Source organism: Mycobacterium sp. D16Q13 (assembly GCF_002013375.1).
Taxonomy (GTDB): Bacteria; Actinomycetota; Actinomycetes; order Mycobacteriales; family Mycobacteriaceae; genus Mycobacterium.
Map to the genome: position 1 here is coordinate 34,549 of NZ_MAEW01000007.1, position 24,913 is coordinate 59,461.

Here is a 24,913-nt window from a genome sequence, read left to right on the forward strand (position 1 = left end):
GGTTTACCTCGGTGGCTCGATGGGCAGCGCGGGACCGCCGTAGGGCGTCGGGATGGTGTACCGGCCCGTCGGTGTCGGGTCGGAGGTGGCGCCTAGGTCCGCACCGGGCGGCGGCCCGGCCGTGTCATCCCCCGCCGGGCGCGGGGCGTTCCTGGCGCCGCGCACCAGGACGGCCGGATCGTCGTCGTGGCAATAGGTGTGCAGGAACGGCTCCGGGTAATCGGCGGAAGACGGTGGGCGCCGCGGGGTGCCGTAGTCGCAGGCATAACGCGGGTACAGGTCGGCGGTCACCCACAGTCCGTGCTCGTGCATGGTGCTGATGAACGCCTCCAGTGCCGAACCCCGATAGTCGGGAAACAGGGCGTTGAGCGCCGGCACCCGCACATACGACAGCCGGGCGTTGGTGGACAGGTTGGCCAGCAGCTGCACCATGGTGTCGGAGTTATCGGTGAACAGATTGTCGGTGGCCCCCAGCACCCGAGGGGCTTGGTCGATGAGTTTCCGGTAGCCGCCGTCCATCCTGTTGATGCCCGCGAGCGTGCCACGCAGGTTTCGTGCGGTGGCCGCGATGCCGCCATTGACATCCACGGCCGCCGACAGCACCGTCCTGCTGTCCCGGATTGCGCGAACCGTCTCGGGCAGTACCGAATCGAGGGTCGCGAGCAGGAACACCCCGCCGTCGACTATCGACGTGAGCTTGCCTGGCCCCTCCGCGCTCAGGCTCAGTTCGTTTTTGATGCGCTCGATCTTGGCCGGATCCACTTGGGCGAGAACACCGTCGGCATGGACCAGCAGCTGCGCCGGGGTGACCGGGATGGCGGTGCGGTCCCGGGTGATCACGGCCCCCGCCGACAGAAACGGGCCCGCGTCCGATCCCGACGAGAAGTCCAGGTACTGCTCACCGGCCGGAGACAGCCCGGAGACCCGCACCGTGCTGGAGGCGGGAACGCGGACACCACCGTCCACACTGACCGTCGCGTTCACACCCTGGCCGGTGAAGCTCAGTGAATCGACCGAGCCGATGCGCACGCCATGCAGCGTCACGTCCTGGTTGGGCAGCAGCCCACCGGATTCGGCGAGTTGGATGGTCACCGGATAGCTCGACGCCAGCGGCCGCACGTGCAGCACCCCGACAAGCAGATAGGTCACCGAGACCGTCAACATGAGCACCAGCGACAGGCCGCTGACCCAGGCGCGGCTCATCGGGGGGCCTCCTGCGCAGCGGGTCCCTGACCCACCACACGTTCCTGCAGCCGCCACAGCGTGTACTTGAAGGTCCCCACGAGCTTGGCCCAGTCGTACCGCTTAGGTCCGTGAAAACCCTGGTCCCCCCCGAATCCGGCGTCCGGGATAGCACCCAGCACCAGGCGGTCGATACCGGCGCTGCCGGATATGGCTGAGCCCGCAGTGATTTTGATGAACGGCGCGTATAGCCGGTTCAGCGCGAGCAGGCTGGTCTCGGGGTCCAGCACCACGTCATTCCAGGATCGCGAGATGGCATTAGCATCGGCGACAACGCTGCGCCCGCTGGCATCGGTACCCGCGACGGACGGAAACTTGCTCAGCTCGCTGGCGGTATCGCCCAGCAGCAGTACCAGATTCGAGATCTGATCGGCATTGTCCCGCAGGGTCGCGGTGGCCGGTGCGGCCGCGTGCAGCACCTCGGCGAGTGTGTCGCTCTTGCCGTCGAGCGCCTCGGCCAGCTGCGCCGTCTCCGTCATCGCGGCATCCAGCTGTCCCGAGCGCGCATTGAGCTTGCCCAGCAGCTCATTCGACTTCCCGATCATGCGCCCGAAGGCCTGCCCGTCCGGCCCGGCAGCCCTGCCGGTGCCGTTGACGACGTTGGTGAGGTTATGCACCGCGCCACCGTTCACCAGAATCGCCGCCGAACTGAGCACCGACTCCACGGTCGCGGCCGCCCCGGTCCGGTCGATCGGGATGGTGTCGCCGTCCGCAAGCATGCCGCCGGCGGATTGTTCCGGTGGCGCGATGGCCACGAACACATCGCCAAGTGGTGTGGCAGTGCGTAATTGCGCTGTGCTGCCGATCGGAAGCGTGACGTCGTGCCGGATGCGCAGGGTGGTCACCGCGCTGAAATCACGTGCCGCCATGGATTCCACCTCGCCGATATCGGCGCCGGCGAGTTTCACCTTGGCACGCTCGGGGAGATTCAGTGCATTCGCGAAGACCGCGGTCAGCCGGTATCCCCCGGCGCCCAATCCGGGCGCAGGCAGTGGCAGGTCGGCCAGGCCGCTGGTGGAACACCCCGCGCACAGAAACGCCACCGCCGTGAGCGCCGATAGCCTGCGCCTCATCACCTCTGCCCCATCGCCGCGAGACCGTCGAGCATGTAGGTCAATCCGAAATCGGGACCGTAGTCCTGCAATGTCCCTGTGCTGCAGCCAAGCTGGCGCAGACCCAGCAGATTGCACATTTCCTTGGCCATCTGCCCGTCGAAGACCATGCGGTCGGCCAGGAAGTGTGCACGGATCGCACCGTTGCGCTGGTCGATGGCGTTGTACAAGTTGTCGGCCATCAGTGGCAGCACGTCGAAGAACTCGGCGAGCTCGCGCTGGCGGTCGTACACCGTCTGGATGCTCTTGTTGCCGTTGGCGATACCACGGCTAATGGCATCCCGGTTGGACTGCAGGATGTTGCCGGTCTGCTCGATCACCTCATTGAACTGCCGGCCGGTGCTCCCCGAACCGAAGCTCTCGCGGGCCAGGATGTCGCTGAGCTGACGCACCGTGGAACCGAACTGCCGCAGACTCGTATCGTTGCGGGCCGCCGCGTCCAGCAGGCCACTGACATTCTTGACGATGGCGGTCATCTGTTCACGGGTACGCGCCCCACCATCGGCACCGAGACGCAATGCCCGGGACAGCTCGTCCAATGCCGTCTTGATGCGATCGCCGTTGCCGGACGCGACACCGTCACCGGCATTGAGCACCGCGGCGATGGGACCGCCGCCGGTGCCATCGCCATGTAGGGAGCCGGAAAGCTTGTCGAGCATGCCGAGCACCCGGTCGAATTCGACGGGCGTCGTGGTCCGATTCAGGCCGATGGTGTCATTGTCACGCAGCACCGGCCCGCCGCGATACGGCGGCGACAGCTCGATCTGGCGGTCGGTCAGAATCGAGGTCGAGAGGGTGACGGCCTGGACATCGGCAGGGATTTTGACCTGCCTGTCGACGGTGAACTCCACCTCGGCGTATCCGCCTCTCGCGGTGATCTTAGCGACCTGCCCCACCGGCATACCGAGCACGGCGACCACATTTCCGGGATAAAGACCTGCGGCACTATCGAATTGAGCCGTCACGGTGATGGTCCTGCCGCCGCCCGTGACGGACCAGGCCGCGCCCACCGTCGTCGCGGCGACGACGAGCAGCCCCAACCCGACCAGGAGCAGTTGGCGAATCTTGGTCACTGGCAGTCCTTCAAATACTCGATCATCCCGAATTGCTTGGCGCGCCCGCTGATCGCGCACATCCACGAGTCAATGAGGGCGCCCCCGGGCGGGTTGCCCTCGACCGCATTGCCAAATCCGGTGGCGTTGGCGATCTCCCGGACGGTCACGGGCGCGATTTGGAGCAGGTTGCGCAGCAAGGCATCCTGCTCGGCGAGCTTGCCGCTGAGCTCCTCCATGGTGTGAATGACACCGTCGAGTACCCGGTGGTCATCGACCACGATGCTGCGCAGGGAGTCCACGATGCTCTGCAGTGAGCGCATCATCGCGTGGAAGGCGGCCGAGCGCGCCACGAACTCCCCCACGAGCTCCTGCCCCTGACGGATGAACGTGCCGATATCGGACTGCTGGCGGCGCAGCATGCCGGTGACCTGCTCGGTACTGGCCAGCAGCGTGCCGAGCTGATCGCGCCGCTGCGCGATGACCGAAGACAGCGCCCGCACGTTCTCCATGGCCTGTGGCACCACGTTGGGCAGGCCGCCGAGCTGGGAGCCCAGGACGTTCAACGAGGAGGCGATGCTGTCGGCATCCACCTGTTCGAAGGTGCGGGTGGAATCGGCCAGTGCTGCCTGCAGGTCATAGGGAACCTCGGTGTACTGCAGGCTGATCAGCCGCCCCGCTGGTGTGCCGGTGCCCGCGGGACGCAGGTCGAGATACCGGGAACCGAACAGCGTGGTGATCTTGATCGCCGCTCGCGTCTCACCGCCCACGGGGATGTGGTCACGGACCCGGAAGGTGGCCTCGACGCGGTCACCGGCCAGCCGGACACCGGTCACCGACCCGACCTGCACTCCCGCGATGGTGACGATGTTTCCCGGCCGCAACGCGGCGGCCTGCAGGAATTCGGCGGTGAACTGCCGGTATCCGATCCCCAGCTCCTTCACCACGAGCAGTGCGCCGATGAGCACCGCGATAACCGCCACGGCGACAACGCCGAGCCAGGTCTTGTTGTAGGAGTCCAGCGGCCTACGAAGAGCGGAAAGCCCGTGCGGCCGCATCACGTCAGCCGCCATCGCCGGCATTCCTGCATCGCGCGGTGTGCTTGGCCTTGCCGCCCGGAGTGGCCGCGTTGACGATGATCGGGACGACATCGTTGAGGCCGGGGAAGAATCCGTACGCGTTCACGTCGCAGGCATAGGCGTTCATGTAGGAGCCCTCCCCAAACATGCGCGCCAGGCCCTTGAGGAACAGTGGTGTGTTCAGTCCCGTGTACGCGATCTGCGGCTCGATGTCGAGCATGTGCCGGGTGTAACCGGGCTCGCGCGTGAGCAATTCGTGCAACGGCGGGTTCACATCGTGAGCAATCCGCGACAGGTTCCTGACCACCGTGGTCATCTTGCCCACAGAAGACACCAGCTCGGGTCTGCGGCCGTCGAACTGGCCGACCACCGCTCGGGTCGCGGCGATCGCCTCCTCGAAGTCCCGGTTCTGCGCCGCCAGACTGCCCACCACCCGGTCCAGGCTGCCGATCACGTGATCCAGGGCGTCGTCGCGCCCCGTGAATGTCTTGGTCAATGTCGATGTCTGATCCACGAGCGTCGCGAACGCGGCGGTGTCCCCTTGCAGGGAGCCGATGACGGCCTGGGTGAGGTTGTTCACCTGCGCGGGGTCCAGCACCGCGAAAAGGGGCTCATACCCATTGAGCAGAACGCCGATGTCGAAGGAGGGCTCGGTGCGCTCGACGGGAATGACCCCGCCCGGGGCCAGCAGGCCGCCGTGCCCCGAGTGTCCCTGCGCCAGTGCGAGATAGCGCTGGCCGACGATGTTCTGATAGGTCACCGCCGCGGTAGTGCTGTCGGGGAGCCGCTGGCCGTCCTGGACCGCGAAGCGCACCTTCGCGAGGGTCCCGTTGAGCTCAATGCCCTGCACCCTGCCCACACGAACCCCCGCGATCCGCACGTCGTCACCCTCGCGCAGCCCGAAGACATCGGTGAACATTGCGCCGTAGGTGACCGTCGTGCCCTTGACGTCGCGCCGCAATGTGACATAGACCAGCCATGTCAGCACCGTGGCGATCACCAGGAAGATGACGAGGCCAATCACGGGCCCACGCACGCTCCCCGCCGCTGAGCGCCTCATCGTGTGCCTTCCTTGTTGTCTGCGTCCTGGTTTCGGGTCACGGCGGTGCCGCGGGCGATGGGCCCGAGCATCAGCTGATCCGCCGCCGTCGCGGGCTCGCCGAGCATTCGGCCCAACTGGCTCCGTTCCTGGGCACTGCCGACAGGTCCCACATTTCCCCCGAATGACGCCGGGGCGACAGCGGTTTCGCCCGGGACCGCGCTTCCGGGTACCGGTGGAGCCGGACTGAGCCACGACGGCACCGGCGGATTGGGATCACGCAGGTCCGGGTTGGGGTTGACCAGCGGCGGCCCGACGGCGACGAGATTGCCATGGGGACCCACCACGGTGCCGCGCGGCGGAGCCAGGGTGGCCGGAGGGTGGTAATTCTGCGGCAGCAGGACCTCGGGAAGGTCGGGCCGTACCGCGATCTGCGGAGCGGTAAAACAGCTGGGCGCCTTGAGTTCTCCATAGCGCGGGCAGTCGGCGCGGGTGTAGGTGTACGACGGGGTGAACGACAGATTGACCCGCCCGCGTGGGGTGGCCAGCTCCGGGTCCCACACCTCCTGGAAGAAGGTGTCCGAGAACGTGGTGATGCGCCGGGTGATTGGCACGAAGTGCTGGGCGTTATTGGCCAGCACGCCCAGCACCGGCGTCAGGTCAGTGGTGATCTGGATGAGCTGATCGGTGTGGTTGCGCAGCGACTCCACGGTGGTCCCGGTGGTGTGCACCCCGGCCCCGATGAACGTGCGCAACTGATCCCGCTTCTCGGCGAGGGTGCGCATGGGCCCCACGGCTTGGTGCAGGGCATCCACCAAGTCCGGTGCGGTCTGCGAGAGCCCACGCGCCGCATCCACCAGCGCCGACACCGTGGACGGCCCCTGGTCCGTCGCCACGATGGCATTGAGCTGGTCCAGGATGCGGTCGAGTTGCGCCGCACCTGTCAGCAGTTCGGCACGGCGGTGATCGGTGGCCGCACCAACGGCCGCCAGGATCCCGACGGTGTTGTCCTCGCGGCCGCGGCCCGTCGCGGAGAGGATCTGGCGCAGCTTGTTCACCGTGGTCTGAAACAGCACGGTCGGCAGCCGGGTGTCCTCGGCGATACGCCCGCCGTCGCGCACGGGTGCACCGGAGCCGTGGTCGACGAGTTGCAGGGCCGAGACCGCGAAGACATTGCTGGGCACCACCCGGGCGGTGACGGTCGCGGGAATCGAGTTGGCGTACAGGGGTTTAAGCCGCAGATGCACCCGGTTGAGTTGCACACCGGCACCCGGGATGACGCTGTCCACGGCACCGACGAGTACGCCGCGATATTTCACATCCGAGCGCGGCGGCAGTCCGTCACCGACGTTGTGGAGCTCGGCGACCACGTTCACGTACCGGTCCAGCACCCCCGCCGACTTGATCAGCAGAGCGGACGTGATGACCGCGACGGCGGCCAGCGCGGCGCCCCCGCGCACCAGCAGCTGGCGTCGCGAGAACACAACCCCGTCCAGGTCGTAATGAGTGCCAAGCTGATTCATCAGATCATCCCCCGAACCTGGCGCCCGAGTCGATACTCCACAGCGCCATGGTGAGCAGCATGTTGACCACGATCACCGCGGTGATGCTGGCACGCATCGCGTGCCCCGCCGCAATACCGACACCCTCCGGTCCGCCGTCCGCGCAGAACCCGTAATAGCACTGCACGGCCGAGGCTATCCAGACGAAGACGATGGCCTTGAGGACCGAGTAGGCCATGTCCGTGCCGCTGGACAGCAGCGTGAAGTAGTGCAGGTACGGGCCCAGCGAGCCGCCGCTGACGATGCCGACCATGACCTGGCAGGACAAGTAGCTGATCGTCAGACATGCCACGTACAGCGGGATGATGGCGACCACGGACGCCATCAGGCGCGTCGTCACGAGATAGGGAATCGGCCGGATAGCAAGGGAATCCATCGCGTCCACCTCTTCGGAGATGCGCATCGACCCAAGCTGGGTGGTGAAGCGGCATCCCGCCTGCACGGCGAAGGCCAGCGCGGCCATGATCGGCGCGAGCTCGCGGGTGGTCACCAATGAGGAGATGACCCCCGTGGCCGGGCCCAGGCCCATCAGTTCCAGGAAGTTGTAGCCCTCGATCGCCACCAGGGCTCCGGTGGTGACACCGAGCACCAGCACCACACCGGCGGTGCCCCCGCCGACAACGATCGACCCGTTGCCCCAGGTGATATCGGAAAGCAGGCGCAGGAATTCACGCCGGTACCGGCGCAGGACGATCGGGATCGCCAGGAAGGCGTGCAGGAAGAAGGTGATCATATGACCGAACCGCGCCAGTGGCCTCATCGCGGTGTCGGCACGGAACACCATGGGCCGCAGCATCACCCGAGGAGTCGGCAGCGTGGCGGTCATAGCACCCCCCGCGGGAACAACATGGTGTAGACCTGGCTGACCACGACGTTGACGACCATCAGCAGCAGGACGGACTCCACGACGGCCGCGTTGACCGAATTGGCCACCCCGGTCGGTCCACCGTGCGCCGCCAGCCCCTTCTGGCAGGCGATCACCGCCACAATGGCGCCGTACACCGCGGCCTTCACCAACGCCAGCAGCAGGTCTCCCGTGGTCGCAAACGAGGCGAAGGTGGCGACGAAACTTCCTGGGGCACCGCCCTGTACATATACGTTGAACAGATAACTCGCCAGGAACCCGACAAAGCAGACCACACCGGTCAGGGCGATACCGACGACGATCGCCGCCGCGAAGCGCGGCACCACCAGCCGCCGCACCACCGACACCCCCATGACCTCCATGGCCGCGGTCTCCTCCCGCATGGTCCGGCAGCCGAGGTCGGCGGTCATCGCCGAGCCCACCGCCGAGGCCAGCAATATGGCAGCCACCAACGAGGCGGCCTGCCGCACCACGGCCAGCCCGCTGGCCGCGCCGGCTAGCGAGGTAGCGCCGACCTGACCTGACAGCAGCGCGAATTGGATGGAAAGCGTCACCCCGATGGGCAGTGCCACCAGCACCGTCGGCATCACGGCGGTGCCCGCCATGAACGCCGCCTGCCGCACGAACTCCGCCCACTGGAACCGGCCCGTCACCAGGTCGGTCGCGAAGTACCGCAGCGTGTGCGCACCGAGAACGAACTGTTCGCCGACGGTGGTGAGCGCGGCGATCGGATGGTGCCGCAGATAGCGCGCACCGCGATCACCAAGCGTGCGAAGCCCTTCGGGCATCCAGGTGCGGACACGGAGAAGTTGTTCCCGTGTCGTCATCGGGTCGGTTCACACCTCTTCAGCCGGTCACTGGTCGCTCTCCGGCGCAGCTTTCCCGAGGACGTCTTGGGGATCCACCCGGCCGGGACCACGTGGACATCGCGCGGACTCACCCCCAGGCTGCGGTAGACACGGTCAGCCACCTCGGCACGGATGCGTGCGCTCTCGGCACTGTCGGCGTGCAGCGCCGATTCGGCCACCATCGCGAACCCCTCGCCCGCCGCGGCGGTGGACAGACGTACCGCGGCGATACCGCCCGACTTCACTCCCGGCACCCCCGCGACCGACCGCTCGATGTCCTCGGGGTGCACGTTACGACCGGAGATGATCAGGATGTCCTTCTTGCGGCCGCAGATCACCGGTTGCCCATCCTCGGTGAGGTACCCGATGTCGCCGGTGGACAGCCAGCCCTGCGCGTCGAGCATCGGCTCGAACCCCGCCGCGGTGCGGTACCCGGCGGTGACGTTCTCCCCACGGATCTCGAGCTCACCGATCGTCTCCACGGGCAGCACCGAGCGGTCGTCGGACACCACCCGCACCTCACAGCCGGGCAGGGGAAGACCCAGTGCCACACGGGCGCTGGCCTCGTCACCCTGGGCGGCGAGGAGATCGGGATGCGGCGGGCACACCCGGTAGCCCTCGCCACGCCGCACAAACGAGACCGCCAGGGTGGCCTCCGCCATGCCATACGCGGGAACGATGGCATCCGCACGCATACCGAAACGCGCACCCTCAGTGACGAATCGTTCCAGGGTCGCGACATCGATGGCCTCGGCGCCGCTGAGTGCGAACCGCAACGAGGATAGGTCGTAGGCGCCGTCGGGTGCCTTGCGCAGCCTGCGGGCCAGCAGTGAGTACGCGAAATTGGGGCCGGCCGTCATGCTGCCGCGGTACCTGCTGATCAGCTCCGCCCACAGCAGCGGATCACCGAGGAAATCCATGGGGGTCACACTGACGGTGTTCATCCCCCGGCACATCGGGACGATCAGGTAGCCCATCATGCCCATGTCGTGGAACAGCGGCAGCCAGCTCACCACCACATCGGACTCAGGATCGGCGCCCGATGCGCTGACCATCGCCCGTAGATTGGCCTCGATATTGCGATAGGTGATGCTGACCGCCTTCGGCGTGCCGGTGGACCCGGAGGTCAACTGCAGGAAGGCGATAGCGTCTGGGTCGGTATCGACGATCTCCCCCGGCCCGCCGGACAACAGGCCCGGAAGCTGCAGGGCGCGAGCACCGACCGACGCGAACTGCCCGGCGGCCGCGAGGAACGGGTCCCCCACCACCACGGTCGAGGAGCCCACCGCGGCCATTGCCTTGCGGGTGTCGTCGATCCACACCTGCATATCGGATCGGTGCGTGGGCTGGTGCAGCATGGTCACGGAGGCACCCGACATCCAGATGCCTTGTACCAATGGTGCGATTTCACCGGGGCTACCGGCCAATACGGTGACGGCGTCACCGGGGCGCACGCCCGCCGCGTGCAGGGCGCCCGCGATACGCAGCCCCTGCTGGTGCACATCGGCCCAGGCCGTGGTGCGCAGCTCAGCCAACCGTGATGTGCCGTCGGCTCCGAGTGGTGCCGAGGTGAGGCCGCGTTCGGTGATGGCGCTGGTGCGCAGTCTGTCGAGCACCGGATTCATCAACGGACGTTCTTCGCGCAAGCGGCTCATCACAAACGGCTCTCGACCAGTTCGATCAACGCCCCGAGCGTCTTGCACTCGAAGACATCATCCTTGGTCAGCTGAATACCGAAGCGGCCCTTGATTTCCGATACCCCGACCGCGAACGACAGTGAATCGAACCCGAGATCGCCCACCAGTTCCGAGAAGTCGTTGACATCTCCGGTGGGCATCTCGAGTTCCTCGGCGATGAACTCGATGAGGAACTCGCGGACTTCGGACGTAGTTTCCATGTTCTTTGCAGCCCTCTACTTGCCTATTTTTCGGCGGATCACCAGATGGATGGGTATGTGCAACAGCGCGAACATGCCAATGGCCACCAGCGCACCCTTGACGACGAGCATCACGTCGAATTCGCCGTACATGATCGTGGAGGCGGCGGACACAATGTGCGAGAAGGGGTTTGCGTTGATGCTGATCCTGAGCCAGTCGGACAGGAACACCGAGGGCATGAGCGCCTGGCTGACGAACAGCACCGGCAATGCCAGCGGCAACATCGCCACGGGCGCTTGCGGATTGAGGGTGCGCAGCGCCACGAGGTAGAACAGCGAGCTGTAGGCCGCCGACCACAGGAACATCACCAGCACAAGGAACACCCCGGTCAACAGCCCCGCCCGCAGTGGTGCGTCGAGAAAGGCCAGCAGTCCGATGACGATGACCGCGGCCGGCAGGATGCGGAACATCTCGAAACCGATCTTGGCCGCCATGATCTGCCCGGTAGAGACGCCATACAGCCGCAGCCGGTCGGTGAACCCCGATCTGATCTCGTCGATGAGCGTCCCGGCCCCGTACCCCGCACCGAGCATCGGAATGAGCATGATGAGCCCGGGCGCGATGTACGCGGTGTAGGAGGAGAGCGGGAATCCGGGCAGGTCCGCGACGCGCTGGAACATCGACCGCACAAAAATCACGAGAACGACCGGGAAGACGATCGGGAAGATGAATCCGAAGACCGGCTGGCGCAGGCCCACGACAACGTAGCGACGGAATAGCCGTGCGGTATTGGACAAGGCGGTCACTGGGTTACCTCCAGGAATGCGTCGCGCAACGAGGTGGATCGCACTTCGATACTGGCCGCGCCCAACCCGACCCGGCCCAGTTCCGCGCTCAGCGTCGCCAGATCCGATGCCGACGCGGAATCCAGAGTCCCCGACAAAGTCCCGGTCTCCGTGCGTTGCACGGCGTAGCCCGCGGCCACCAACTCCTTGGCCGTGTCTTCCGATACGCCGCCGTCGGCCGAGATGTCGACCGCGTAACCGTGGCTGCGAGTGAACTCCTGAGTGGAGCCCGACGCGACAAGTTGACCGCTCTTGACGATGCCGACCTCGTCGGCGAGCGACACCGCCTCGTCCATATCGTGCGTTGTCAGCACGACGGTGCGCCCTTCGGCACGCAGCAGCCGAATCGCATTCCACACCTCCTGTTTGCCTTCGATATCCAGCCCACTGGACGGCTCGTCGAGGAACAACATCTGTGGGTTGTGGGCGACCGCCAACGCGACATCGACACGGCGGCGCATGCCGCCCGACAGCGCGCCCACCTTCCGGTTCAGGTAACTGCCCAGGCCGAACTGCTCGACGAGCTCCTCCTCGCGCGCCTTCCGCTGACCCTTGGGCCAGCCTGCGATGGCCAGGCTCATCCGGATTTGTTCCACCGGCGACATCCACAGATCCAGCGCCACCTCTTGCAGGGCCACGCCGATCAGGGGACGCAATTCCTTGGTCTTGTCGACGGGAATTCCGAGCACCTCAAGCTCCCCGCTGGTGGGGGCCAGCAGCGTCGTCGCCATGCGGATGGTGGTGGTCTTGCCCGCACCGTTCCTGCCGAGCAGGCAATAGACGATGCCTTGCGGGATAGTCAGATTCAGCCCGTCGACGGCGCGATTCTCCGCACCGGGGTAGGCCTTGACCAGATCAGCCGCGCGCAATGCCGGGGTCTTCTCCTCTGTGGTCATGCTCAGCCCTTCACTTTCGGCAGGACGTGGCGTTCCAGCTTCTCGGCGAGGCTGATGCCCTGTGCCGTCATGTTCACGTCGATCGATGTGAACAAGGGAAAGCTGGCGACCGTGCTGTCCCTGGGAACCTCGTTGGTCTGGTGGATCTGGCCACTGCTGGCACCGGTGACGGTGAGATCCATGACGGTGCGCACCAGCTCGACGGGTTTGTCGCGCCAGCTCGCCTTGCGACTGCCCTCGGGCCTGATGTGACCGTGTGCCTTGGCTCCGCCGCCGCAGGTGCCGTTGAGTTCACGCTCACTGTCGATGTCCGCCAGGGAGATTCCGCCGTCGATGGTGCATTGCAGCGTCACCCGCGAATCCAGCGGGTTGACGATGGTGATGGCATCCAGGGTGCTGGGCTTGCCCTCACCGCCGGAGACAATCCCGGTCTCGTACGGGAATCGGTCCCCCTGGTAGTACTGCTCGATCTTCAGTTCGCCGCGCCGGGGACCCGGGCCGACGGTCATGACACCGGCACCGGGTAGGGCGGTGGTCTCCCCGAGATACGTCACCGAGCCGGAGACCTCCTGGGCATAGTCACCGAAGGGCGATTTTCCCTGCGGCTCGGAGGCCGGTTCCCCTGGTGCTGCCGAATACTTCAAGAGTGCGAAGGCATGTCCGACGGGCTTTCCCGCCTCCTCGTTCACGGGCGAGCAGGCGGCGGCCACCGCGACCGAGAGCACCGCGGTCGCTGCCGCCCCGAGGCGTCTCATCGCACGGCTCCGGTGGCAGACAGGGTCCGGCTCAGCCGCCGGTGCCGATGCGCGAAGAAGGCCGCCAGAATCTTGCTCATCAGCCTGCCCCACCCGGGAATGAGTCCCAGCGGCGCCTGCGGGGCCAACGTGATCTCGTCAGTCACCCTGGTCTTTTCGCCCGTCTCGGACGCCACCGGCTCCAGGGTGCGGTGGTGAACCCACACCCGCATACCGGTCATGAGCGACTCCTCACGGAACATCCGGCCGGGCTCGAGTCGCGCCACGGTGATGTCGTCGAACCCGAACGGCAGGACGCCGAACAACAGCAGGAAGCTCTTGCCAATCCGGGTGCCCGGAGTGACATCTGCGATGGACCTGCCCCGGAACTGCTTGGGCATGGTCATCTTCATGTAAGGGCCCATCTCATCGTTGATGCCCTCTTGCGAGGTGACCCGCTCCCACACTTTGTCTACGGGACAGTCGATCTCGCTGACTTTGCGGAAAACATGCTCTTCGGTGTGAATCGATCTCATCTGGTTCTTTCCTTATCGGGGGACGGAAGTGCGGTGGCGGCGGTCAGCAGCGAGCCGTCACGAACGGCGTCGGCGGCGTCGGGGACAAAGGAGCCGCTGATGTCGAGGACGGCCGGCACGCTGTCCGCACCGATGTAGTTGGGCAGGATGTCGCCGATCTGATGCAGCCGCTGTGGCAGCAGGTGGTGGTACCAGTCGAACAGCGGCACCACCAGCGCCACCGTCACAAACTGGACGCCGTCGGCGGCCAGACTGCCGAAGAATGCCTGCCAGATCTGCTCGATCATTCCCGCGCGCCGGTACCTCTTGCGCACCCCCTGGGTGGCCAGCTCCGCGATGCGCTCCGGCGCCACCTCGCCGAAGAACGAATCCCACCGCGGATAGAGATAATTGCGCGCCAGTCCACCGTCGCCCCGGAAGCTCCGGGCGTCGCGCAAGGTGCTGAAACTGTCGAATCCAAGCTCGGGATCGTGACGCAGAGAACGCAATACGCCCACGGGGTGCTCACGCGACTCTTCGGTAAACCCGACGTAGATCTCCGACGACCGTTCCCAGGGGCGGTAGTGCACCATCTCCCCCGCCGCGATATCGACATCGTCGGCGAAATCGTTCTCCAGGCCGAAAATCGAGAACTCGACATTCTTCGCCCAGGCAAACCGCGCATCGGAGGCCGGCACGCGTTCGACGCGTACCACGGGATTGCTCATACGGCGCTGCCCTCCGGGATACGGGCACACCAGATCCGGTTGCCGTGGGCGGCTATCTCGGAGACCATCGCGGCTGCCATCGAAGCCGTGACCAAGGGGTTGACGAAGGTGAGCTTGATCGCCTGTCCTCCCGCCGCACTGGACCGGCCCACAATCGCCCTGCCGAGGTGCGCCAGCTCGGCGCGAACCGTGTCGTTGATCCCATCGCACGCCTCGACCGCCAGGCCAGGCCGCCGCCAGCGCAACACCACGGTGTTGGTGCACACCGGTGCCGCCAGTTCCAGGTCCGGGTGTTCGGCCGCCGCGTAACCCGCGGAGTGCGCCGCGGCGCAGGTGGCATCGATCATCGCCGCGACGTGACGCCGGCCCATCGCCCTGAGCGTGACCAGTACCTTGAGCGCGTCGAAACGGCGGGTGGTCTGTAGCGATTTGCCCACCAGATTGAGCACATCGTGCTCGGCGTCACTCTCCGGGTTGAGGTAATCGGCATGCGCGGCAAGCACATCGAAGCTCGCACGGCTGCGGACCAACAGGGCGCTACAACTGATCGCCTGGAACAGCAGCTTGTGGAAGTCGAGTGCAACCGAGTCCGCCAGCTCGATACCGCGCAGCAGGTTCCGGTGCTGTTCGCTGAAGATCAGGCATCCACCCGCGCAGGCATCCACGTGACTCCAGATCCCCCGCGCCCGGGCCAGGGCGATGGGCGCTTCCAGCGGGTCGATCGCCCCGAAATCTGTGGTGCCCGCGGTAAGCACGAGCGCGAACACGGGCGTCTCGGCACGGTCTGCCCCGTCCAGGATTCCCGCAAGTTCCTCGACCCGCAGGCGCCCGGCCTCGTCGGTGGGCGCCTCGATGACGGCGTCGGTCCCCAGCCCGAGTAGCCGGAGTGCCTGCCGCACCGAGAAATGCGTCTGCCGGGTGCACAACACACGCCACGAACTGGCCTGCGGCGGCAAACCCCGTGCCGCGATATCCCAGCCGTAGGTGTTGTGGGCGAACAGGTCCCGCGCGAGCAACAGCGCCTGCAGGTTCGACTGGGTGCCCCCACTGGTGAAGGTCCCATCCGAGCCGGGTGCGTACCCCATTCTGGCGCAGAGATATTCGACAACCTGCTGCTCGATCGCGGTGGCGGCCGGCGCCTGATCGAAGGAGTCCATCGACTGATTGAACGCACTGATCAGTACCTCGGCAGCCAGCGACGGCAGCGCCGGCGGGCAGTGCAGATGTGCCAGATATGCCGGGTGGGTCACCACCACCGATTTCTCCGCGAGCAGCCCGGCCGCTTCGTCCAGTGCCCGGCTCAGTCCAACGCCCTCGGGATCGTCGAGATCGAGGCGGCCGGCATCACTTTTCAGCGCCGCGTAGCCGTCCACCAGGCCCGGCCTGGTGGCTCCACCCAGCGCAGCGCTCGCTCGGTCCGCCGCCAGCGCGATGGCTTCGCGATACGCGGTTTTGCTTTGCCCCGTGAGGAAGTCACTCACGAAGGGACTCGGATTGGGCGTCACCAGGATTCTGCCCATACGCGCTCGCTGGTGGACCGCGTGCGCTCCACCGCCTCCAGGGCCGATTCGAATGCGTTGAGCGCCGCGGCGATATCGGGTTCCTCAATGGTCAACGGTGGCAAGAATCGCACCACGTTGCCGTACTGGCCCCCGGTCTCCACAATCAGGCCGTAGTGCAGGCACGCACGCTGAATGTCGGCGGCCAGCTCCGGCGCCGGCGCTCCGGCGTCGTGCGGCCACGGCAGATCGGGGTCCACGATCTCCACGCCCAGCATCAGCCCCACTCCGCGCACATCACCGACCAGGTTCGAGCGGGATGCGATGGCATTCAAGCCATCCAGGAAGACCTTGCCGTGGGCGACAACCTGCCCACGCAGGCCGTTCTCGCGCGCGAAGCGCATCACGGCGCTGGCGGCGGCAAAGGCCATCGCGTTCCCGCGGAAGGTCCCGGTGAACGCACCGGGCTCCCACACGTCGAATTCCTTACGCACCACCAGGACAGCGATGGGGATACCGGAGCCGAGCCCCTTGGAGATCACCACCATGTCGGGTTCGATGCCGCAGTGCTGAAACGCCCATGCCGGACCCGTGCGGTACATACCGGCCTGCACCTCATCGGCGATCAGCGGTATCCCAAGCGTCGACGCGGTCCGGCGCAATGCCTGCCCCCAGCGGGGCGGAGCGGGAATCACCCCACCCTCACCCAGCACAAACTCGGCGATCAGCGACGCCGGCGCCGTCACGCCGCTGTGCGGACGCGCAAGCCCTTCGGCCGCTGCGATCGCCAGGTCGATACCCTCTTCCCCGCCCACCCCAAACGGGCTGCGGTACTCCTGCGGGTAGGGCAGGAAGCTCGCGTGCGGCGACAGCACCACCGGCTGCTGGCGCAAGCCCCCTCCGGAGCTCGCCGCGCGTGCGGCCCGCGTGCAGCCGTGGAACCCGCCTTGCACGCCCACGTGTTCGCGCCCGCCGGTGGCCACCTCGGCGAGCATGAGCGCCGCCTCGACCGCGCTCGCCCCACTCGGTGAGCACAAGTGAATGCTGGCCTCGGCGGCAAGCCGCACCGGCAGGATGGCGAGCAGCTCCTCGACGAATCGGTCCCGGGACGGCGTGTGGAAGTCCAGTGACAGCAATGGCTCTCCGGAGGAAACCGTCTTCATGACGGCCTCACTGACGACGGGGTGATTCCAGCCCAATGACATGGCCCCGGCAGCGGCCAGGCAGTCGACGTACCAGCGGCCGTCATCGGCGCGCACCCGGGCACCCCGCGCCTCCACCGGCCGTATCGGCAGGCGGCGTGAGTAGGTGGCGGCTCCGGATTCTCTTGCCATGGACGTCAATTGGGTGGTGTTCATACCGTGTCCTTACGCGGGTGAGCGAGTAGACGCCGCAGCGATGAGGCGAGTGAACGGTCTTCGGTGCACCAGTACCCGGCATCCGACGGGATCGCCGCCATGAGCCGACGGCGCGCCTCACCTAACTGGTGGTAGGGCAACTGGGGGAAGAAGTGGTGCACCGCATGGAAGCGCAACCCCACCGGCGCCCACAGTGAACCCAGCACGGGAACCGAGGGGTGGTCGATGGAATCGAGAACCTGTTCAGGAAAGGTCATCCGCTCGGTCGTGCCCTCGTACCGGTGCGCCGCGAGCACCCGCAGCCAGTTCACGAACAACGCCATGGCGACCACCAGATGCGCCTCCAGCAGCCGGTACGGCGAGTAGGCGCCCAGGAGCAGCAATACCAGCAAGGCCAATGTGTAGGCGAAACAAGCGATTTCCTGCACCAGCCAGGAGCGGGGCGTTCCTTCCGGCGGCAACGGCCGCTCAAAATCGGCGTCGATCATGAGCGATGATGCCCGGGTGAGCACGACGGGCCTGATCGCGGGAATCAGCCAGCTCAACGGGGCCAGCACCAGGAACCGGAAGACAAATGCCAATGGCCCGCCCAGCGCCGTGAACGGCAAGAGGATGACGCGCCAGCGCGGTTCGCTGCTGTAGGCCACGTACTCCCCGTCCTCTGCGGTGCCATAGGTGCGCGACGCGTGGTGCTCATGATGGAACTCGAAAGTGAACTTCGGTGTCAGTAGCGGGATTCCGCATATCGCGTGCCACACCATCGAGAACCAGCGCAGGTCGCGCTCGGCGTGCACGAGCTCGTGGACGAACAACACGGCACGATAGAACGCGAAGGCCGCCACCACCATGCACGCCGCCGCGGGCACCGACAGCAGATCATCGGCCGGACACAACAGGAATGCCGTGTAACCGATCGCTACGCAGGCAGCCAGGTCCAGCCAGTAGATCCATTGACGGCGTGCGGTCAGGTCTGCCACCAGTGCCCGCGCATCGGCCATCGATATGCCGAGCGCTTCCTTGGAGCCACCCTGCGTCTGCCGCGCTTCGACCGTCATCGCACAAACTCCGCTATCAATTCGTGGGTAGACACCTGAGGAATTCCCAGCTCTCGCACTGCCCTATCGGGCGCGTAATACACCTCACGGGCCATCAGTTCCACGTTCTCGGGAATCAGCGCATCGTCGGGGTCGAAGCGCATGGAGACATCACGCACCAGCCTGTTGCCCTTGCCCACCGCGCGGAACAGCCCCATAGGCGCGGACCGCACCGGGTGATCGCGCCCCACCGCGGCCACAAGCAGCTCCCCGATCTGCCGGTACGACAGGTTCACGGTGCTCAGGATGTACCGGCGACCCTTGTCCCCCTTGGCCATTGCCGCGGTGGTGCCCACGACGAAATCCCGTGCCGAGCACACCGCCGTGCCGCCGGGCGGCACCATGCGCAGCAGGCCCTTGCGGGCGGCGACCAACAGCCCCTGCCAGGACCGGGCGGGCCCCGCGCCCGGCGCGAACACGGCGGCGGGGTTCACGACGACAACGTCCAGACCGCGCTCGGCGAAGTCCAGCACCAGCCGCTCACCCGCACGTTTGGACGCCGAATACACGTTGTCCAGCACCGAATCCCGCAGATCAAAGTCTTCATCCGCTACCACACCATTGGGCGGGTAACCGACGGCAGCGGTAGACGACACATGCACCACGCGCTGGACATCATGCTTCAGCGCGGCGCCCGCCACCTGGTAGGTGCCGAGGACATTGGTCTGCCAAATCTTGTGTCCCAGCCGGGCATTCGGTGACGCGATACCGGCGAGGTGATACACGTGGGACACACCGCGCATCGCGTCATCGATGCTCTGCGCATCGGTGATGTCGGCGCAGACCGTGTCGACGTGCGCACGCAGTTCGCTGCCGAGTACGGCGGAGTCCTGCGGGTTCGTCAGGACGGTGACCCGTTCGCCCGCCTGCACCAAAGACGCGACGAGGGTAGAACCCAGGTACCCGGTGGCCCCGGTGACCAGTATCCGGCTGCCCATCACAGCGCCTTCTGGTAGACCCGATGGATTTTCTCCGGGTCCGTCTTCATTTGGGAGGTAAGCGAATTCGACCACACGTTGTCCTCATGCACCCAGGTGGTGGCAACCGAGGAGTAGCCGCTGCCGGTGATCGTCCGGACGATCTCCCCCGCTAGGATCCTTCCGATCCCTGCACCGAACTGGGTCTGCACCGCGCCGATGAGCACCACGACGGCGGTGTCGATTCTGCGGATGCGCCCGTCGCGCCGGGCCGCGAGCCGTGCCAGCAGCGCCGGCGTGAGCCGGCCCGAGCGTCCGACGACCTCGTGGACGTCGGGGAGCATCAACAGGAATCCCACTGGGTTGCCAGCGGATTCGACTATGCGCACGATGTTCGGGTCGATCAGGGGCCGCATCTCCGCAGCCATCCCCGAGAACACCTCACGACTGAGCGGGACATTCTCGGGGTGGTGGGCAAAGGAGTCGTTGTAGAGACCGCGCAACATCTCCAGCTCGTCGCCGTAGTCGCGCATCCGCACCGAGCGCACCGTCACCCCTTGGTCGCGCATGACCGCGTCGGCCCGCTTGAGCAGGCGCTGCTGGACCTCCCTGCTGCCGTCGACATGCCAGCGGAAGGAAGCGGTATCGAACTTCTTGCGATATCCGGCCGCCTCTACCAGCGCCGGGTAGTACCGGGGGTTGTAGGGCTGCATGACCGCCGGCGGCCTGTCGTACCCGGCGACCAGGAGGCCGACTTCCTCGCGCGAGGTATAGCTGAACGGGCCGACCATCTTGGTGATGCCCCGGCGCACGGCCCATTGCTCGGCCGCCCCGAGCAGGGCGCCCGCCACCGCGTCGTCATCCTCGCTCTCGAAGAATCCGAAGAATGCGCACTCGCCGTAGCGCTGCACGTACGCCGAGTCGATGCTGGCCGAGATGCGGCCCACGGGGCTGTCGCCGCGGTAGGCGACGAAGTTCTCGATCTGCACCTCGCGGTGCAGCGGGTTGTGCTTGGAGTTCATCTTCGCGTGCATGACGCGGCGCAGCGTCGGGCGCCAGTTGGGGTCGTCACCATAGATGCGCCAGGGCATCGCGACGAATTGCTTGGCCTCGCGGTGCGATGCGACGCGCCGCACCGACACCGGCAGGCGAGCCTGTCGCTGCTCGATCAGTCCACTATCCAGCACGGACGATTCCCAGGTCGTAGGCCAGCTCGGGATTGCCCTTGCTCTTCCACAGCGCGCCGTCCATGTAGAAGTGGTGCAGTACGAAGGTCAGCGGGACCGCGAAGATGACCGTGTCGAGCTGCCCCGCGAGGATGCCCAGCCCCCCGAAGAAGGCGACGTACAGCGGCAGCGCCTTACGCGTCGAGAGCCGTGCCAGCAGCAGCTTCTTCTCGCCCGGATCCTCGGTGCGCGCGAAGCGGGTGTTGTTCCGCGTCCAGTTGATCAGGTGGTACTGCAGACTATGCGTTGTCGTCGCGATCAGGATGAGCGCGAAAAGGTCCGAGACCAGCAGATAGGACAGGTTGTAGGACAGCGCCGCGATGACGAAGGTTGCCACCGACATGGCCGGCAGTGCGCGCTGTCCGGCCCGCTTCAGCTGCACCTGCTCCCAGACGGCGATACCCAACATGACTGCGGCGCAGACGAATCCAGCGATAACCAAGAATCCGGGAATGGGCGGCACCGGCACGCTCAGGTTCGAGAAGGGCAGTCGGTGACCGAAGACGACGTACTCGGAAAAGTTCAGGCCCTGGCTCGCCCGGTACAGCACCGGAGCCAGGCAGACGGCGTACAGCGCGTACTTGATCCGGTTGCGCGGGCCCTTGTAGCCATTCTTCGCGGCGTAGATGTTGATGATGCCAAAGTGCTGTTTGAGAACGTGGAACACCTGCCAATAGGCCCAGACGGCCAGCAGCGGCACCATCCAGCCGCCGAACCACAACGTGCCGACGATCGCGGCGACCACGACGAAGCTGATCACATAGTGCGCCCAGAACCGGGACCGCTCGCGTGGATCCATCCACACACGCGCCGTCGTGGTCAGCACATGCGGGAGGTCGGAAAGCAGGGAGAAGGCCACCGCACCGACGAGGAATACCCCCTTGTGCCCGTCGGCCGCGAAGAGCACTGCTGACAACAACGCGCCCAAACCGAAGACGAAGAGGATGTCGACGCGTCTGCTGACAAACCACCCCGGCCGGTTCACACCGTCGGTGTTCTTCAGCTCGTCGGTGCCGGTAGCAAAGGTGGCCATGGCGATCATCCTCAGGTAGACGTCACAACATTAATTGATAATGATTATCGTTTTCATAACGTAGAGACGTAGCGGCCACGTGTCAACGCCGAGACCTGTGAGCAGGCTGTGACGCTGCTCACCCACAATTGGCCGGTTAAGGTGCATAAATTACGATGCGACAGATCAGAAACCCGATCACGCCGACCTGGAGTGAACACCAGGCCGCCATGGTCAAGTCGCCGAGCGTGACCGGGCTTACAGGCCCTTCCGCTCCACTCGCCACCCACGACGCCGGCGAATCCAGGCATTACAGCAAACTTTCAGAGAGTCAGGGGTGGCGTCCTGCCGTGACCCGAGTCCCCACTGGTCCCCAGCCGCCACGACCACACCCTGATAACCAGATCGGCAATCGGCCACTACCCTCAAGAGATGGGCCCGGTTTGCCGCCGGACCGTATGTTGGGTCTCCGGACAGGCCGGGGCGTGATTCAGGTTGAGGTGAAGCGCCGTGGTGAACACCGTGCTTAGTTCCGCACATGACGAACCACCGCATGCTCCACTCACGCCGCCCGGCCCGCTGCCCCCGCGCGAGATCCTCGAACAGTCCGGTGAGCTGCTCCGTGCACTTGCCGCTCCGGTGCGCATCGCCATCGTGCTACAGCTGCGCGAATCGCAACGCTGCGTCCACGAGTTGGTCGACGCGGTCGGTGTCGCCCAGCCGCTCATCAGCCAGCACCTACGGGTACTCAAGGCCGCCGGCGTGGTCTCCGGAGAGCGCCAGGGGCGCGAGGTGATGTACCGCCTCGTCGACGATCACCTCTCTCATATCGTCGTCGACGCCGTCGCGCACACCGAGGAACAGCGATGAGCGTCCGCGAGGAGCGGCCGGTCTTGCCGGGAACCGTGCGTTCCACCCGCCAGCGCGCGGCCATTACCGCCCTGCTGAAACGGACCGACGAATTCAGGTCCGCACAAGAACTGCATGACGAACTCAAGCGCACCGGGGAAGGCATCGGCCTGACCACCGTTTATCGGACCCTGCAGTCGATGTCGACCTCGGGCGAGGTCGATGTGCTGCGCAACGACACGGGCGAGTCCGTGTACCGGCGCTGTTCGGACGGCCACCACCACCACTTGGTCTGCCAGAGTTGCGGTTTCGCGGTCGAGGTACAGGCAGGCGCGGTCGAGGCGTGGGCCGCCGACATCGCCGTGGAGCATGGCTTCACCGAAGTCCACCACACGGTGGAAGTCTTCGGTCTGTGCAGTCGCTGCAGCGCCGCCAACCCGGTCCCCTAGTTGCCCAACGCCTTTCTCGCGTCAGCGCCCGTCGAAAACACCATCAGTAGCAGTGTCACCAATGCCTCATCCGTGATTTCGGTGGCGGGAAAGTTGTAGCGCAACAACACATCTGCCTTGCGCCCCTTGGTGATCAACAGAATGTTCCCAAACAGGGACTTCTGCGCGAGCCCGTCGACCAGGTGCCGCGATTTCGCATTGACGGCCACGTCCCAGGCCAGCACCTGCGACAGCGACACCACATCCAGGCCCGGCGCGATGGTGACTGCGCGGATCGAGGAGAGCGTGCCCTCGTAATCGGCGGTCAGCGCACCGTCGGCTTCCCTGGTGACCGGCAGCACCGGGTGCAGCACACGGTGCACCCGGTCCAGAATCTCGTCGGCTCCGTTATCGGGGTCGGTCACTAGGCCGTACCGAATCGCCGGTCGCGCTGCGCATACTCCAGGCAAGCCGCCCAGAGGTCGCGGCGATCGAAATCGGGGTACATCTTTTCCTGGAACACGAACTCGGCGTATGCCGACTGCCACATCATGAAGTTGCTAGACCGAAACTCACCCGAGGGCCGCAGAAACAGATCGACGTCAGGCATATCCGGCTCGTCGAGGTATTTGGCAACGGTCTCCTCGGTGATGCGGTCCGGCTTGAGCTGTCCGGACTCCACCAGCCGGGCGATTCTCCTTGTGGCTTCGGCGATTTCGGCCCGGCCACCGTAGTTGATGCATGTGGTCAACGTCAGCGTGCTGTTGTTCTTGGTGAGCTCCTCGGTGATCTCGAGCTCCTTGTAGACGCTGCTCCACAACCGCGTCTTCTGCCCTGCCCAGCGGAACCGCACGCCCATGTTGTTCAGGTCGTGGCGGCGACGCTTGACCACGTCGCGGTTGAAGCCCATGAGAAATCGAACCTCGTCCGCGGGCCTTCTCCAGTTCTCCGTCGAGAACGCGTAGGTGGTAAGCCACGGGATGCCCATCTCGATGGCACCGCAGACCATGTCCATCATGGTGGCCTCGCCCATCTTGTGTCCCTCGGTGCGTGGCAACCCGCGGGCGCGCGCCCAGCGCCCGTTGCCGTCCATCACCACCGCGACGTGCCGGGGAACCAGCTCCTTGGGGATGGCCGGCGGTATCGCCCCCGACGGATGCTTGGGCGCGGGATGTGGACGGGTGCCATCGGGGCCCGAACCGGGCAGCAGCTTGGGGAAAACGGCAGGAAAAACCGTCTTGTCCGGGAACGTCGGGGCGTAGCCGGGCGGGACGTCGGCCCAATCCGTGAAGTACTTATCCTGCTGCGGATCGGGCTGGCTGCTCTTCACCATGGGTCATATTTAACCTGGTCCCGCGTTCGACCAGCGGGAGTGTCCGCAGCTTGCGCTCCAGATGCCACTGCAAATGCGCCGCGATCAATCCGCTGGCCTGCGTGCGCTGGGTCTGCGGCACGTCATCGGTGGCCGCCCAGTCGCCGTCGTGAAGTGCGGCCATCAGCTCCAGCACACCCGGCGGTGGAGTCGCCGCACCCGCGGGACGGCAGTGCACACAGACGCTGCCACCCGCCCCCACATGGAAGGCCCGGTGCGGGCCGGGGGTGGCACAGCGCGCGCACTCGTTGATGGCGGGTGCCCACCCGGCAATGCTCATGGCGCGCAACAGATACGCATCCAGAACCAGCTCGCGGGAGCGCTGCTGATCGGCGATGGCCCTGAGCGCGCCAACGGTGAGGCGGTGCAGAGCGAGGGCCGGGGCGCGCTCTTCACCGGCGATCCGCTCAGCGGTCTCCAGGACGGCGCAGGCGGTGGTGTACCGGCCGTAATCGCTGACGATGTCCGACGCGAAGGCGTCGATGGCCTGCACCTGCGTGACGATGTCCAGATTGCGTCCCGGATGCAGCTGCACATCGATATGCGCGAACGGTTCCAGCCGCGACCCAAACTTACTGCGGGTGCGGCGCACCCCCTTGGCTACCGCGCGGACCAGGCCATGCTGGCGGGTCAGCAGGGTCACGATGCGGTCGGCCTCACCGAGCTTGTGCTGCCGCAGCACAACAGCACGATCCCGATAAAGCCGCATGCGAACAGTTTTCCATCTGGTACCGACGAATCCCCGCATTGACGCACTATTTCGA

The 24,913-nt window shown here is 66.0% G+C and carries 26 protein-coding genes; 2 read left to right on the forward strand and 24 right to left on the reverse strand.

Features of this window, described 5'->3' with window-relative positions; genetic code table 11:
* Positions 1 to 3: 3 nt before the first annotated feature.
* Genes B4400_RS07135 through B4400_RS07235 form a run of 21 tightly spaced genes read right to left on the reverse strand, consistent with a single transcriptional unit; the run spans position 4 to position 21,521 of the window.
* Entirely contained in the window at positions 4 to 1,203 is a 1,200-nt protein-coding gene (locus B4400_RS07135; RefSeq protein ID WP_078309082.1) for an MlaD family protein, read from the reverse strand.
* A complete protein-coding gene (locus tag B4400_RS07140; protein WP_078309083.1) occupies positions 1,200 to 2,315 on the reverse strand; it encodes an MCE family protein in 1,116 nt (371 codons plus the stop codon). The genes B4400_RS07135 and B4400_RS07140 overlap by 4 nt, the downstream gene beginning before the upstream one ends.
* Positions 2,315 to 3,427 (reverse strand): MCE family protein, encoded by a 1,113-nt coding sequence (locus B4400_RS07145; protein ID WP_078309084.1) that lies wholly within the window; start codon positions 3,425 to 3,427, stop codon positions 2,315 to 2,317. The genes B4400_RS07140 and B4400_RS07145 overlap by 1 nt, the downstream gene beginning before the upstream one ends.
* Entirely contained in the window at positions 3,424 to 4,479 is a 1,056-nt protein-coding gene (locus tag B4400_RS07150; RefSeq protein ID WP_078309390.1) for an MCE family protein, read from the reverse strand. The genes B4400_RS07145 and B4400_RS07150 overlap by 4 nt, the downstream gene beginning before the upstream one ends.
* A complete protein-coding gene (locus B4400_RS07155; RefSeq protein ID WP_078309085.1) occupies positions 4,469 to 5,545 on the reverse strand; it encodes an MCE family protein in 1,077 nt (358 codons plus the stop codon). The genes B4400_RS07150 and B4400_RS07155 overlap by 11 nt, the downstream gene beginning before the upstream one ends.
* The gene (locus B4400_RS07160; RefSeq protein WP_078309086.1) at positions 5,542 to 7,047 is read right to left on the reverse strand and encodes an MlaD family protein; all 1,506 of its coding nucleotides are present in this window, start codon (positions 7,045 to 7,047) and stop codon (positions 5,542 to 5,544) included. The genes B4400_RS07155 and B4400_RS07160 overlap by 4 nt, the downstream gene beginning before the upstream one ends.
* A gap of 4 nt (positions 7,048 to 7,051) precedes the next feature.
* Entirely contained in the window at positions 7,052 to 7,912 is an 861-nt protein-coding gene (locus B4400_RS07165; protein ID WP_078309087.1) for an MlaE family ABC transporter permease, read from the reverse strand.
* The gene (locus B4400_RS07170) at positions 7,909 to 8,739 is read right to left on the reverse strand and encodes an ABC transporter permease (RefSeq protein WP_078309393.1); all 831 of its coding nucleotides are present in this window, start codon (positions 8,737 to 8,739) and stop codon (positions 7,909 to 7,911) included. Before B4400_RS07170 ends, B4400_RS07165 begins: the two co-directional genes overlap by 4 nt.
* A gap of 35 nt (positions 8,740 to 8,774) precedes the next feature.
* Complete coding sequence (locus tag B4400_RS07175) at positions 8,775 to 10,457, reverse strand: fatty acyl-AMP ligase (protein WP_170914940.1); 1,683 nt, start codon at positions 10,455 to 10,457, stop codon at positions 8,775 to 8,777.
* On the reverse strand, positions 10,454 to 10,696 hold the full coding sequence (locus B4400_RS07180; protein ID WP_030095215.1) for an acyl carrier protein: 243 nt from the start codon (positions 10,694 to 10,696) through the stop codon (positions 10,454 to 10,456). Before B4400_RS07180 ends, B4400_RS07175 begins: the two co-directional genes overlap by 4 nt.
* A gap of 15 nt (positions 10,697 to 10,711) precedes the next feature.
* Positions 10,712 to 11,482, reverse strand: a complete 771-nt coding sequence (locus tag B4400_RS07185) for an ABC transporter permease (RefSeq protein WP_078309089.1) — start codon at positions 11,480 to 11,482, stop codon at positions 10,712 to 10,714.
* Positions 11,479 to 12,417 (reverse strand): ABC transporter ATP-binding protein, encoded by a 939-nt coding sequence (locus B4400_RS07190; RefSeq protein WP_078309090.1) that lies wholly within the window; start codon positions 12,415 to 12,417, stop codon positions 11,479 to 11,481. The genes B4400_RS07185 and B4400_RS07190 overlap by 4 nt, the downstream gene beginning before the upstream one ends.
* A gap of 2 nt (positions 12,418 to 12,419) precedes the next feature.
* Positions 12,420 to 13,172: a hypothetical protein gene (locus tag B4400_RS07195; protein WP_078309091.1), complete on the reverse strand. Its 753-nt coding sequence runs from the start codon at positions 13,170 to 13,172 to the stop codon at positions 12,420 to 12,422.
* Positions 13,169 to 13,687, reverse strand: coding sequence for an Rv1443c family protein (locus B4400_RS07200; protein WP_078309092.1), 519 nt, complete (start codon positions 13,685 to 13,687; stop codon positions 13,169 to 13,171). Before B4400_RS07200 ends, B4400_RS07195 begins: the two co-directional genes overlap by 4 nt.
* Entirely contained in the window at positions 13,684 to 14,394 is a 711-nt protein-coding gene (locus B4400_RS07205; protein ID WP_078309093.1) for a hypothetical protein, read from the reverse strand. The genes B4400_RS07200 and B4400_RS07205 overlap by 4 nt, the downstream gene beginning before the upstream one ends.
* Positions 14,391 to 15,914: a pyridoxal phosphate-dependent decarboxylase family protein gene (locus B4400_RS07210; RefSeq protein WP_078309094.1), complete on the reverse strand. Its 1,524-nt coding sequence runs from the start codon at positions 15,912 to 15,914 to the stop codon at positions 14,391 to 14,393. The genes B4400_RS07205 and B4400_RS07210 overlap by 4 nt, the downstream gene beginning before the upstream one ends.
* Entirely contained in the window at positions 15,896 to 17,251 is a 1,356-nt protein-coding gene (locus tag B4400_RS07215) for an aminotransferase class III-fold pyridoxal phosphate-dependent enzyme (protein WP_078309095.1), read from the reverse strand. The genes B4400_RS07210 and B4400_RS07215 overlap by 19 nt, the downstream gene beginning before the upstream one ends.
* Positions 17,248 to 18,306: a fatty acid desaturase family protein gene (locus B4400_RS07220; RefSeq protein WP_078309096.1), complete on the reverse strand. Its 1,059-nt coding sequence runs from the start codon at positions 18,304 to 18,306 to the stop codon at positions 17,248 to 17,250. The genes B4400_RS07215 and B4400_RS07220 overlap by 4 nt, the downstream gene beginning before the upstream one ends.
* Positions 18,303 to 19,283, reverse strand: a complete 981-nt coding sequence (locus tag B4400_RS07225) for an SDR family NAD(P)-dependent oxidoreductase (RefSeq protein ID WP_078309097.1) — start codon at positions 19,281 to 19,283, stop codon at positions 18,303 to 18,305. Before B4400_RS07225 ends, B4400_RS07220 begins: the two co-directional genes overlap by 4 nt.
* Positions 19,283 to 20,449: an N-acetyltransferase gene (locus B4400_RS07230; RefSeq protein WP_353615240.1), complete on the reverse strand. Its 1,167-nt coding sequence runs from the start codon at positions 20,447 to 20,449 to the stop codon at positions 19,283 to 19,285. The genes B4400_RS07225 and B4400_RS07230 overlap by 1 nt, the downstream gene beginning before the upstream one ends.
* Positions 20,439 to 21,521 (reverse strand): hypothetical protein, encoded by a 1,083-nt coding sequence (locus B4400_RS07235; RefSeq protein ID WP_078309395.1) that lies wholly within the window; start codon positions 21,519 to 21,521, stop codon positions 20,439 to 20,441. The genes B4400_RS07230 and B4400_RS07235 overlap by 11 nt, the downstream gene beginning before the upstream one ends.
* A 489-nt stretch (positions 21,522 to 22,010) precedes the next feature.
* On the opposite strand from B4400_RS07235, the gene B4400_RS07240 reads away from it, so the two are divergent.
* Both B4400_RS07240 and B4400_RS07245 read left to right on the forward strand, forming a co-directional pair.
* On the forward strand, positions 22,011 to 22,370 hold the full coding sequence (locus B4400_RS07240; RefSeq protein ID WP_005060366.1) for an ArsR/SmtB family transcription factor: 360 nt from the start codon (positions 22,011 to 22,013) through the stop codon (positions 22,368 to 22,370).
* 35 nt (positions 22,371 to 22,405) lie between these two features.
* Positions 22,406 to 22,798, forward strand: a complete 393-nt coding sequence (locus tag B4400_RS07245; protein WP_286141887.1) for a Fur family transcriptional regulator — start codon at positions 22,406 to 22,408, stop codon at positions 22,796 to 22,798.
* Here the strand turns inward: B4400_RS07245 and B4400_RS07250 are convergent.
* From B4400_RS07250 to recO, 3 genes are read right to left on the reverse strand one after another with little or no spacing between them, the layout of a single operon-like run.
* Positions 22,795 to 23,202, reverse strand: a complete 408-nt coding sequence (locus B4400_RS07250; RefSeq protein WP_078309099.1) for a hypothetical protein — start codon at positions 23,200 to 23,202, stop codon at positions 22,795 to 22,797. The two genes, B4400_RS07245 and B4400_RS07250, sit on opposite strands and share 4 nt — an antisense overlap.
* A complete protein-coding gene (locus B4400_RS07255; protein WP_078309100.1) occupies positions 23,202 to 24,110 on the reverse strand; it encodes an isoprenyl transferase in 909 nt (302 codons plus the stop codon). The genes B4400_RS07250 and B4400_RS07255 overlap by 1 nt, the downstream gene beginning before the upstream one ends.
* The gene (gene recO / locus B4400_RS07260; protein WP_078291039.1) at positions 24,073 to 24,858 is read right to left on the reverse strand and encodes a DNA repair protein RecO; all 786 of its coding nucleotides are present in this window, start codon (positions 24,856 to 24,858) and stop codon (positions 24,073 to 24,075) included. The genes B4400_RS07255 and recO overlap by 38 nt, the downstream gene beginning before the upstream one ends.
* Positions 24,859 to 24,913: the final 55 nt, after the last annotated feature.

Coding starts and splice junctions, on each gene's coding strand:
- B4400_RS07135 (WP_078309082.1), bottom strand. CDS start 1,203: ATGAGCCGCGCCTGGGTCAGCGGCCTGTCGCTGGTGCTCATGTTGACG.
- B4400_RS07140 (WP_078309083.1), bottom strand. CDS start 2,315: ATGAGGCGCAGGCTATCGGCGCTCACGGCGGTGGCGTTTCTGTGCGCG.
- B4400_RS07150 (WP_078309390.1), bottom strand. CDS start 4,479: ATGGCGGCTGACGTGATGCGGCCGCACGGGCTTTCCGCTCTTCGTAGG.
- B4400_RS07155 (WP_078309085.1), bottom strand. CDS start 5,545: ATGAGGCGCTCAGCGGCGGGGAGCGTGCGTGGGCCCGTGATTGGCCTC.
- B4400_RS07160 (WP_078309086.1), bottom strand. CDS start 7,047: ATGAATCAGCTTGGCACTCATTACGACCTGGACGGGGTTGTGTTCTCG.
- B4400_RS07165 (WP_078309087.1), bottom strand. CDS start 7,912: ATGACCGCCACGCTGCCGACTCCTCGGGTGATGCTGCGGCCCATGGTG.
- B4400_RS07170 (WP_078309393.1), bottom strand. CDS start 8,739: ATGCCCGAAGGGCTTCGCACGCTTGGTGATCGCGGTGCGCGCTATCTG.
- B4400_RS07180 (WP_030095215.1), bottom strand. CDS start 10,696: ATGGAAACTACGTCCGAAGTCCGCGAGTTCCTCATCGAGTTCATCGCC.
- B4400_RS07190 (WP_078309090.1), bottom strand. CDS start 12,417: ATGACCACAGAGGAGAAGACCCCGGCATTGCGCGCGGCTGATCTGGTC.
- B4400_RS07195 (WP_078309091.1), bottom strand. CDS start 13,172: ATGAGACGCCTCGGGGCGGCAGCGACCGCGGTGCTCTCGGTCGCGGTG.
- B4400_RS07200 (WP_078309092.1), bottom strand. CDS start 13,687: ATGAGATCGATTCACACCGAAGAGCATGTTTTCCGCAAAGTCAGCGAG.
- B4400_RS07205 (WP_078309093.1), bottom strand. CDS start 14,394: ATGAGCAATCCCGTGGTACGCGTCGAACGCGTGCCGGCCTCCGATGCG.
- B4400_RS07210 (WP_078309094.1), bottom strand. CDS start 15,914: ATGGGCAGAATCCTGGTGACGCCCAATCCGAGTCCCTTCGTGAGTGAC.
- B4400_RS07215 (WP_078309095.1), bottom strand. CDS start 17,251: ATGAACACCACCCAATTGACGTCCATGGCAAGAGAATCCGGAGCCGCC.
- B4400_RS07220 (WP_078309096.1), bottom strand. CDS start 18,306: ATGACGGTCGAAGCGCGGCAGACGCAGGGTGGCTCCAAGGAAGCGCTC.
- B4400_RS07225 (WP_078309097.1), bottom strand. CDS start 19,283: ATGGGCAGCCGGATACTGGTCACCGGGGCCACCGGGTACCTGGGTTCT.
- B4400_RS07235 (WP_078309395.1), bottom strand. CDS start 21,521: ATGGCCACCTTTGCTACCGGCACCGACGAGCTGAAGAACACCGACGGT.
- B4400_RS07255 (WP_078309100.1), bottom strand. CDS start 24,110: ATGGTGAAGAGCAGCCAGCCCGATCCGCAGCAGGATAAGTACTTCACG.
- recO (WP_078291039.1), bottom strand. CDS start 24,858: ATGCGGCTTTATCGGGATCGTGCTGTTGTGCTGCGGCAGCACAAGCTC.